This window comes from Desulfobacter sp., assembly GCF_050177295.1.
Window position 1 is genome coordinate 1 of sequence record NZ_JBFXHE010000201.1, and the last position, 7,888, is coordinate 7,888.

Here is a 7,888-nt window from a genome sequence, read left to right on the forward strand (position 1 = left end):
CACCGGATACCCCCCAGGTTGAAGAGATCCCTGTCAAGCACAGCAAAAAACTGGCTACCTGGAATAAGGCCGAGCCGGATCATGGTAATGAGGCTGCCCCGATACCGCCAGCTAAAAAGAGTGCGCTGGTAAAAAATGAGGTTGTCCCGCCGGCACCGCCACCTAAAAAGAGTGCGCCGGTAAAAACAGATACAAAAGTCGGTGAAAAACAGACCGTGACCCAGGTTGCCCCCAAGGTTTTAAAATCAAAAATCCAGACAGGTAACAAAACAGAGGCGGTATCCAAAGAAACCAGGCCCGATACCGGGAAAACCCCGGCACCGGCCGATGGTATATACACCATTCAGGTTGCGTCATATAAGAATTTAAATGATGCCCTGGCCCAGATGGTTCTTTTAGATAAAAAGGGGATTTTTTCCTACCAGGTCAGTGTTCAGATTAACGGAAACACCTGGTACCGGGTCAGGACCGGCTCCTTTGCCGATTACCAAGCAGCCGGGGCAAGACTTACGCAGCTTGCCGGTTCAGGTGTTAGCGGCATGATCATAAAAAAGGAATAAAAATGAAAATCTCACAGCAGGAAGTGGAAAACATAGCCCATCTGGCCCGGCTGGATGTGGATGATGATCTCAAGGAAACCCTGGCTGGCCAGCTCAGTGATATCCTTGATTATATTGATGCCCTCAAAGATGTGAATGTTGACGGGGTAATACCGGCATCAGGGGCGGCATTCATGAATAATGTACTCAGGGAAGACCGCCGGGAACCGTCCCCGGGCCCGGATGTGACTCTGGTCAATGCACCGGAACGTGACCAGGATTTTTATATGGTGCCAAGAGTGGTGAAGTAGTCCCCCCCCAAAAAAAAGACGAGAGTGTAAGGAAATAAAATGAATCTGCATACCCTGACCATTGCCCAGGCCCAGGACCTTTTGGCCCAAAAGGAAATATCTTCGGTTGAACTGACACGGGCCTTCCTTGACCGTATTGAGCAATATGAAAATAACATCGCAGCCTTTATTACCGTAGACCCGGAACTTGCCCTGAAACAGGCTGAACAAGCAGACCGGGTTATTGCCAAAGGAGAGAACCAGGCTTTCACCGGGATCCCAGTGGCCCTGAAAGATGTTTTATGTACAAAGGGGGTTAAAACCACCTGTGCCTCTAAAATTCTTGAAAATTTTGTGCCCCGGTACGATGCTACTGTGGTGGAGAAGTTTAAAGCCCAGAATGCTGTACTCATCGGCAAGACCAATATGGATGAATTCGCCATGGGGTCTTCCACCGAGAACTCCGCCTTTTTTGTTACCCGCAATCCCTGGAACACGGACCATGTGCCTGGCGGTTCTTCCGGCGGATCTGCTGCTGCCGTGGCTGCCCGGTTCTGTGCCGGGGCCGTGGGCACGGACACCGGCGGTTCCATCCGCCAGCCAGCCTCCCATTGCGGTGTGGTGGGGCTCAAGCCCACCTATGGGCGGGTGTCACGGTTTGGTGTTGTGGCCTATGCATCATCCCTGGACCAGGTGGGGCCCATTACCCGGGATGTGACGGACGCGGCCATGATGCTCAATCTCATGGGTGGCCATGACCCCAAAGATTCCACCAGCGCACCTGAACAGATGCCTGATTTTACAAAGGGAATCGCCATGTTCAAGGACAAGGGCCTTTCCGGAATGACCGCAGGCATCCCCAAGGAATTTTCGCACCTTGGGGGCATTGATCCCGAAGTTAAGACCATGTTCGAAAACGCCCGGAAAACCCTTGAAGGGTTGGGGGTTATCATTAAGGAGATCTCCCTGCCCCATACCAATTATGTGGTGGCGGCCTACTATATCATTGCCCCCTGTGAAGCCAGTGCCAACCTGGCCAGGTTTGACGGGGTGAGGTACGGGTACAGGGATATGGATTCCGACGATATTATTGAGATGTACAAGAAAACCAAGTCCAAAGGATTTGGACTGGAGGTCCAGCGCCGGATTATTATCGGCACCTATTCCCTGTCTTCAGGGTATTATGATGCCTATTACGGCCGTGCCTCCCAGGTCCGGGCCCTGATCATGGATGATTTTAAACGGGCCTTTGGAGCGTGCGACATTATTCTGTCTCCTGTGGCACCCACCCCGGCGTTTAAAATCGGTGAGAATGTGGACGATCCTTTGACCATGTATTTAAGCGATATTTTCACCCTGTCCTGCAATCTGGCAGGAATCCCCGGGATTTCAGTGCCCGCAGGCATTTCCTCCACCGGGCTTCCCATGGGCCTTCAGATGATGGCCCGGCATTTTGATGAAATGTCGCTGATCCGGGCGGGATTTGGATTTGAACAGGCCATGGACAAACATATTGAATTTCCAGAATTGTAAAAGGAAGGTTAAAATGTCCACTGTAATGCCCCAGGGCGAGGCCCTGAAAAAAGCTATTTTGTGGGTATCTGAAAAAAGAAAGGCCCAGCCGGACCTGAATGCGAAAAAACTGGCTGATGAGGCCTGCCTGCAGTTTGATTTAAGTCCAAAAGACAGCGACTTTTTGCTGCGTTTTGTAAAGGAAAACCCGGCCACGCCTTCATGAGCAGAATCCGCATTCTTCCCGATATCCTGTCCAACCAGATCGCTGCCGGCGAAGTGGTCCAGCGGCCGGTTTCCGTGGTGAAAGAGCTGGTGGAAAACGCCATGGATGCAGGGGCTGACCGGATAATTGTGGAGATTGAAAACGGAGGCAAAACCTTAATTCGTGTTTCGGACAACGGGTGCGGGCTTTCCCGGGATGAGGCGGTGCTGGCACTGGAGCGGTATGCCACATCCAAGATCTACACCAAGGAGGATCTGTTTTCCATTTCCACATTCGGGTTCAGGGGCGAGGCCTTGCCGTCCATTGCATCTGTATCTAAATTCAGTCTTGTATCCCGTACAAAGGATAACGCCATTGGTACCCGGGTGGATATGAATGGCGGCAAGCTTTCCGGGGTGACAGATACCGGCGCGCCCGCCGGCACCATGGTGGAAGTGCGGCAGTTGTTTTTCAACACCCCTGCCCGAAGAAAATTTTTAAAAAACGAAAATACCGAAGCCGGGCATATTGCCGATACCTTGGCCGGCCTTACCATGGGAAATCCAGGAGTAGGCTTCCGCCTCGTGGTCAACCGCAGATCCGTCAAAAGCTATCCCCCGGGCCAGACCCTTTTTCAACGGGCCCAGATGGTGCTGGGTAAAGAAGCGGCTGATCATTTGTATGAGATGCAGTGGCCGGAAACAGATGAAGGGGGGGATAGCGTCCTGCCCGGGCTATGTATCCGCGGGGTGTGCGCCAATCCCGGTGTTACCCGCAGTACAGCTAACCGGATTTTTCTGTTCGTCAACCAGCGCCTTGTGTATGACCGGGGTCTGGTCTCCGCCATGTTCCAGGGGTACCGGGGCAGAATCATGAAGGGGCGGTATCCTGTGGGGGCGGTGTGTGTGGAACTGCCCTGGGACCAGGTGGATGTAAACGTTCACCCGGCAAAGCGTGAAATAAAATTCATTACCCCCGGCCCTGTTTACCGCGCCTTGTCCCTTGCCGTTGAAGCAGCCTTGTCCCGTGGTCAGGCTGATAAATTGTCCTATGCCAGGGCTTTCATGGCTGAGAAAAAGGATACGCCAACGCCTGTCCAGGTTGCACTGAAATCCGCATCCCCGTCAGAAAAAAAATTGGCGCCTGACTTGTTTGAAAGCGTTTCTGCCCCGCAGCCGCCACCTGTGTATGAGGTCTTTAAGCCTTTTCCTGAATCCCTGAAGGCTGCTGAACCCCTCGAAAAATCGTGGGGTCCGGTACCGGAAACAAAACGCCTGTTCCATGCTTCTCCGGCTGACTATGAAAATCAAACGTCAGGGCAGGGCATTACAATGCCCCTTAGAATTATCGGTCAGGTGCTCAATATTTATATTGTGGTGGAAAAGGAGAATCACCTGATACTGGTGGACCAGCATGCGGCCCATGAACGCATTGTCTTTGAGCAGCTTTTAAAACGTTACCGGCGTATGGATGTCCAGAGCCAGTCCCTGGCGGTTCCCGAGGTCCTGGAACTGAGCCACAAGGAAGCCCTGCTCCTTGAATCCATCATGGCGGATCTGGCTGGCTTGGGTATTCGGGTTGAACCTTTTGGCGGGACGTCATTTATCATAAAATCAGTGCCTGTGCTGGTGGAGGAAAAGCATGTGGGGCTCATGGTGATGGACATGGTGGAGAAAATCAGCCATGCCAACGGCCTAGGCCCTAAAGATGACTGGCTTGAACATGCCCTTGCCACCATGGCCTGCCACCGGTCTGTGCGGGGCGGACAGTCCATGTCTCTAAAGGAAATGACAGCGCTTGTGGCGCAGTTGTTTGCCTGTGAAAATCCCATGCACTGCCCCCATGGACGTCCCGTTTTTGTGTCATTTGATGCCCGCAGTCTTGAAAAGCTGTTTAAAAGACTTGTGTGAGACCGGGGGATGGGATATAAAACGCATTAACTTAAGCGTTAATGTCAAGAAACCGGAGGCAAGAAACAAGAGGGCGAAGCGCCTTGGGCGCACATTTTATATGCCTTTTTCCTGATGTTCCGAATCCCTGGGGACCGGCATCATGTTTAATCTGACAGGAGTGTAAGGAAAACCCATGCGAAAATTAATGCAAACATTTTTTGCTTTCAGAACAGCGGTTGCTGTTATGACTTTTTTTGCTTTCTGGGCAGCAGCCGATTCGGGATTGTGCGGTGAAACAAAAACCGTGGCTGTCTTCCCTTTTGAAATGAATTCGTCCCAGGATCTTGGTTTCCTGCAGAACGGATTGTTCTCAATGCTTTCCTCAAGGATTTCCGATGCCGGGAAAGTGGATGTCCTGGACCGGGAAACCGTTGACAAGGCCCTGGCCGGAGCAAAGGCAAGCGGGCTTCTGAAAGGCGGTTTCAATGAGGGGTGTGCCCGGGATCTGGGTGCGCAGATGGGTGTGGATTACGTCCTTTTTGGCAGTCTTACCCATTATGGGGAAAGCATCAGTTTGGATGCCGCCATGGTGGATGTTACAGGAAAAAAGGAAACCTTTGCCTTTTTCGAGCAGAGCAATGCCATGGGCGATGTCATCCCCCTGGTCAACTCTTTTGCCGGTGATATCAATATGAAGGTGTTTAACCGCAATATTGATAACAAGCTCTATGCCCGCCCCCAGGAAGAGAATCCGACCCTTGGGGGGCTTCAGTACGCCGGCAGTCCCGGTCTCTATGGCGGCGGCATGATGGCCATGCAGGCAAGCCAGGGATTCACCACCCATCTTAAGATGGATGACGTGATCCGGGCCATGGCCACCGGCGACCTGAACAAAGACGGTCGTCTTCAGATTGTCACCGCAACGGATTCTTCACTTCATATTTACCATCTTGAGGGAAGCCTGCTCACCGAAGAGACCCACCTGGATTACGCATCCTATTTAAGAATCATCGGGCTGGATGTGGCGGATATTAACGGCAACGGGTACCCGGAAATCTTTGTCACGGCCATGACAATAAACAGGGAAACCCTTTCCTCCTTTGTGGTGGAATATAATGGGTCATCATATACAACGATTCAGGACAGCCTGTCTTACTATTTTCGTGTGATTGACTCTGCCGATGGAAATCCCGTGCTCTATGCCCAGGATAAAGGCAGAGGCCCATATGCCGGAAAAATCTACATTATGAGTCCGGCCAACGATACCTACCGGGAGGAAAAAGCCATCCGTATGCCCAGGGGCACATCCGTGCTTTCCCTGGCCAGGGGACCGGTCCGGGAGGGAAATGCCGATGAATTTTTAAGCATTAACCAGCATCATCTTCTGGTGCTCATCAACGATGCCGGGTCCAATGAATGGGAGAGTACTGAAAAATACGGAAAAACCAATAATTATTGGTTTTCAGGGGCCCAGGGCGCGGATGACAGTTATCGGGAGCGGGAATATTTTAATCCGAGAATCAAATTTCATCCCGTGGGAGAGGACCAAAAGAATAAAGTTTTTCTTATTACAAATAATGAGGTTGGCGGCGGTGCCATCGGCCGGATTAAACGGTTCAAGGAAGGACGTGTTGAAATCATGTCCTGGAACGGCATAGCCCTTGCGCCGGTATTCCAGACTGGCCCCCTGCAGGGCTGGGTCTCTGATTTTAATATTGCCGATATTGATAATGACGGGATAGAGGAGATGGTGATTTCCGTTGTGACCCGGTCCAAGATCGCCATTCTTGCCGATGATAAGACGTCTAACATTATTTCCTATAAATTGAAATAACGCGTGGACCATTGAAAAAACAATTGACAAACGCGTTGAAATAGCATTAATAGAAAATCTTATTTGGTACCCTGTTTTTAAAAGGAAGGCAGAGTGCCGGATTTCAGGCAGTAATAAATCCTAAAAGGAGAAAAAGATGAAAAAAATTATTGTAGCTGCTTTAGCGCTTGCGCTGATGGCAGGGTCTGCTTATGCAGCAGAGTGGAATTTCTATGGGGAAGCTATGATTTATACGGTTTGGACCGATGAAGACCAAATTGATGGTAGTAATGACGGTGACACCCAGTTTGCTGAAGGTCTTTATGATGGCTCCGCAATTGGTGCCGAGGTAAAAGTGTCCGATGAGCTGACCGGTCGCTTTGAATATGGTGCCGCAGATGGAAATGCTGATGTCGTTCTGCTCTATGGTGAATGGAATTTTGGTTCCGGCATCCTGACGGTTGGTAAAGCCTATTCCCCAATCAATGTGACTTACTCCAACCAGCTTGTGGCTGGGGAGGAAGAACAAGATCTTGGTCTTGGTGGGTTCGGCGATTTTGACCAGGACGAGATTAGCCAAGTGAAATTGACCTTCGGTGGTTTCTCCATCGCTTTACTGAATCCTGAAAAAGATGCCTATATTAATACTAATGGGACATTAAACAGTGAGAATGATACATATGAGACCCAAGCTGTAATACCCATGATTGCGGCTTGTTACAAAGCAGGCTTTGATATGGGAGAGGTTCAGATTGCCGGTGGTTATAACACTTTTGAGATCAATGATGATGAAGATGTTGATGCCTTTGGTATTGGCCTTGGTGCACAGTTGAACTTTGGCGCATTCGGTATGTTTGGTACCTTTGTATGGGGCGAAAATATTGCTAATCTTGGTACTGCTACTGGTACTCAATACGAAGGAAAAGCCGTTTATAATAATGGTGACGTTGACGATTGTGAGTCCATTGGTGGTACCATTGGTGTAGCTTATACCGTTAATGATATGCTTGCCCTTGAAGCCGGTTATGGGTATATCCATGACGACTATGATGTAGATGGCAAAAGTACCAGTATTGCCCAGTCCTATTATCTGCAGGCCCCCATTACTCTGGCCCCGGGTGTCACCGTTACTCCTGAAGTCGGTATGATTGATGAGAGAGAATCCGGGTTGAATGAAACTGTCTACTTCGGTGCTTGCTGGGCAATCGCATTCTAAGGTAAAAATATATACATAGAAAAACTGCCTGAATTATAACGGGCTGCAGATTTTGAAATCTGCAGCCCGTTTTTTGCTGGATTAGCCCATGCTGTCGGCAACCATAACCTGATGCAGTGCAGGATGGCCAGCCCGGGGTTTTTTCCGCCGGTATTAAATGGCAGATTAATTTCTAGCCGGTTCCCCCTCGATAAATCCCAGTTTGCCTTTATCATGGTTGAAAAACTTTATTAAATAGCTTATAGCTATTGCCTATAAAAAAGGCGAAGTTATTTTAAAAATATGCCATGTCAGAGGAAAAAGAAAAGAACCAGGCCATGAGAGTTTCCATTGCGACCAAAGTGTTTCTGTTGTTTTCCACATTGACACTGATAACCCTGGGTCTTGGTATCATATCGTATTATGGTTATAATGCCTTTTT

Annotated in this window: 7 protein-coding genes; all 7 read left to right on the top strand. The window is 49.9% G+C overall.

All coding sequences use genetic code 11. The features are described from left to right. The coding region (locus AB7U36_RS14150) for an SPOR domain-containing protein (protein ID WP_428160384.1) at positions 1–560 on the top strand (560 nt) is incomplete at its 5' end. Between the two features lie 2 nt (positions 561–562). Then, on the top strand, positions 563–850 hold the full coding sequence (gene gatC, locus AB7U36_RS14155) for an Asp-tRNA(Asn)/Glu-tRNA(Gln) amidotransferase subunit GatC (protein WP_428160385.1): 288 nt from the start codon (positions 563–565) through the stop codon (positions 848–850). A gap of 39 nt (positions 851–889) precedes the next feature. Next, on the top strand, positions 890–2,362 hold the full coding sequence (gene gatA, locus AB7U36_RS14160; RefSeq protein ID WP_428160386.1) for an Asp-tRNA(Asn)/Glu-tRNA(Gln) amidotransferase subunit GatA: 1,473 nt from the start codon (positions 890–892) through the stop codon (positions 2,360–2,362). A gap of 13 nt (positions 2,363–2,375) precedes the next feature. Continuing rightward, entirely contained in the window at positions 2,376–2,567 is a 192-nt protein-coding gene (locus AB7U36_RS14165; protein ID WP_428160387.1) for a hypothetical protein, read from the top strand. Then, the gene (gene mutL, locus AB7U36_RS14170) at positions 2,564–4,456 is read left to right on the top strand and encodes a DNA mismatch repair endonuclease MutL (RefSeq protein WP_428160388.1); all 1,893 of its coding nucleotides are present in this window, start codon (positions 2,564–2,566) and stop codon (positions 4,454–4,456) included. The genes AB7U36_RS14165 and mutL overlap by 4 nt, the downstream gene beginning before the upstream one ends. Before the next feature lie 175 nt (positions 4,457–4,631). Further along, a complete protein-coding gene (locus AB7U36_RS14175) occupies positions 4,632–6,272 on the top strand; it encodes an FG-GAP-like repeat-containing protein (RefSeq protein WP_428160389.1) in 1,641 nt (546 codons plus the stop codon). A 136-nt stretch (positions 6,273–6,408) separates the two neighbouring features. Further along, entirely contained in the window at positions 6,409–7,467 is a 1,059-nt protein-coding gene (locus AB7U36_RS14180; RefSeq protein ID WP_428160390.1) for a porin, read from the top strand. The last annotated feature ends 421 nt before the right edge of the window (positions 7,468–7,888 follow it).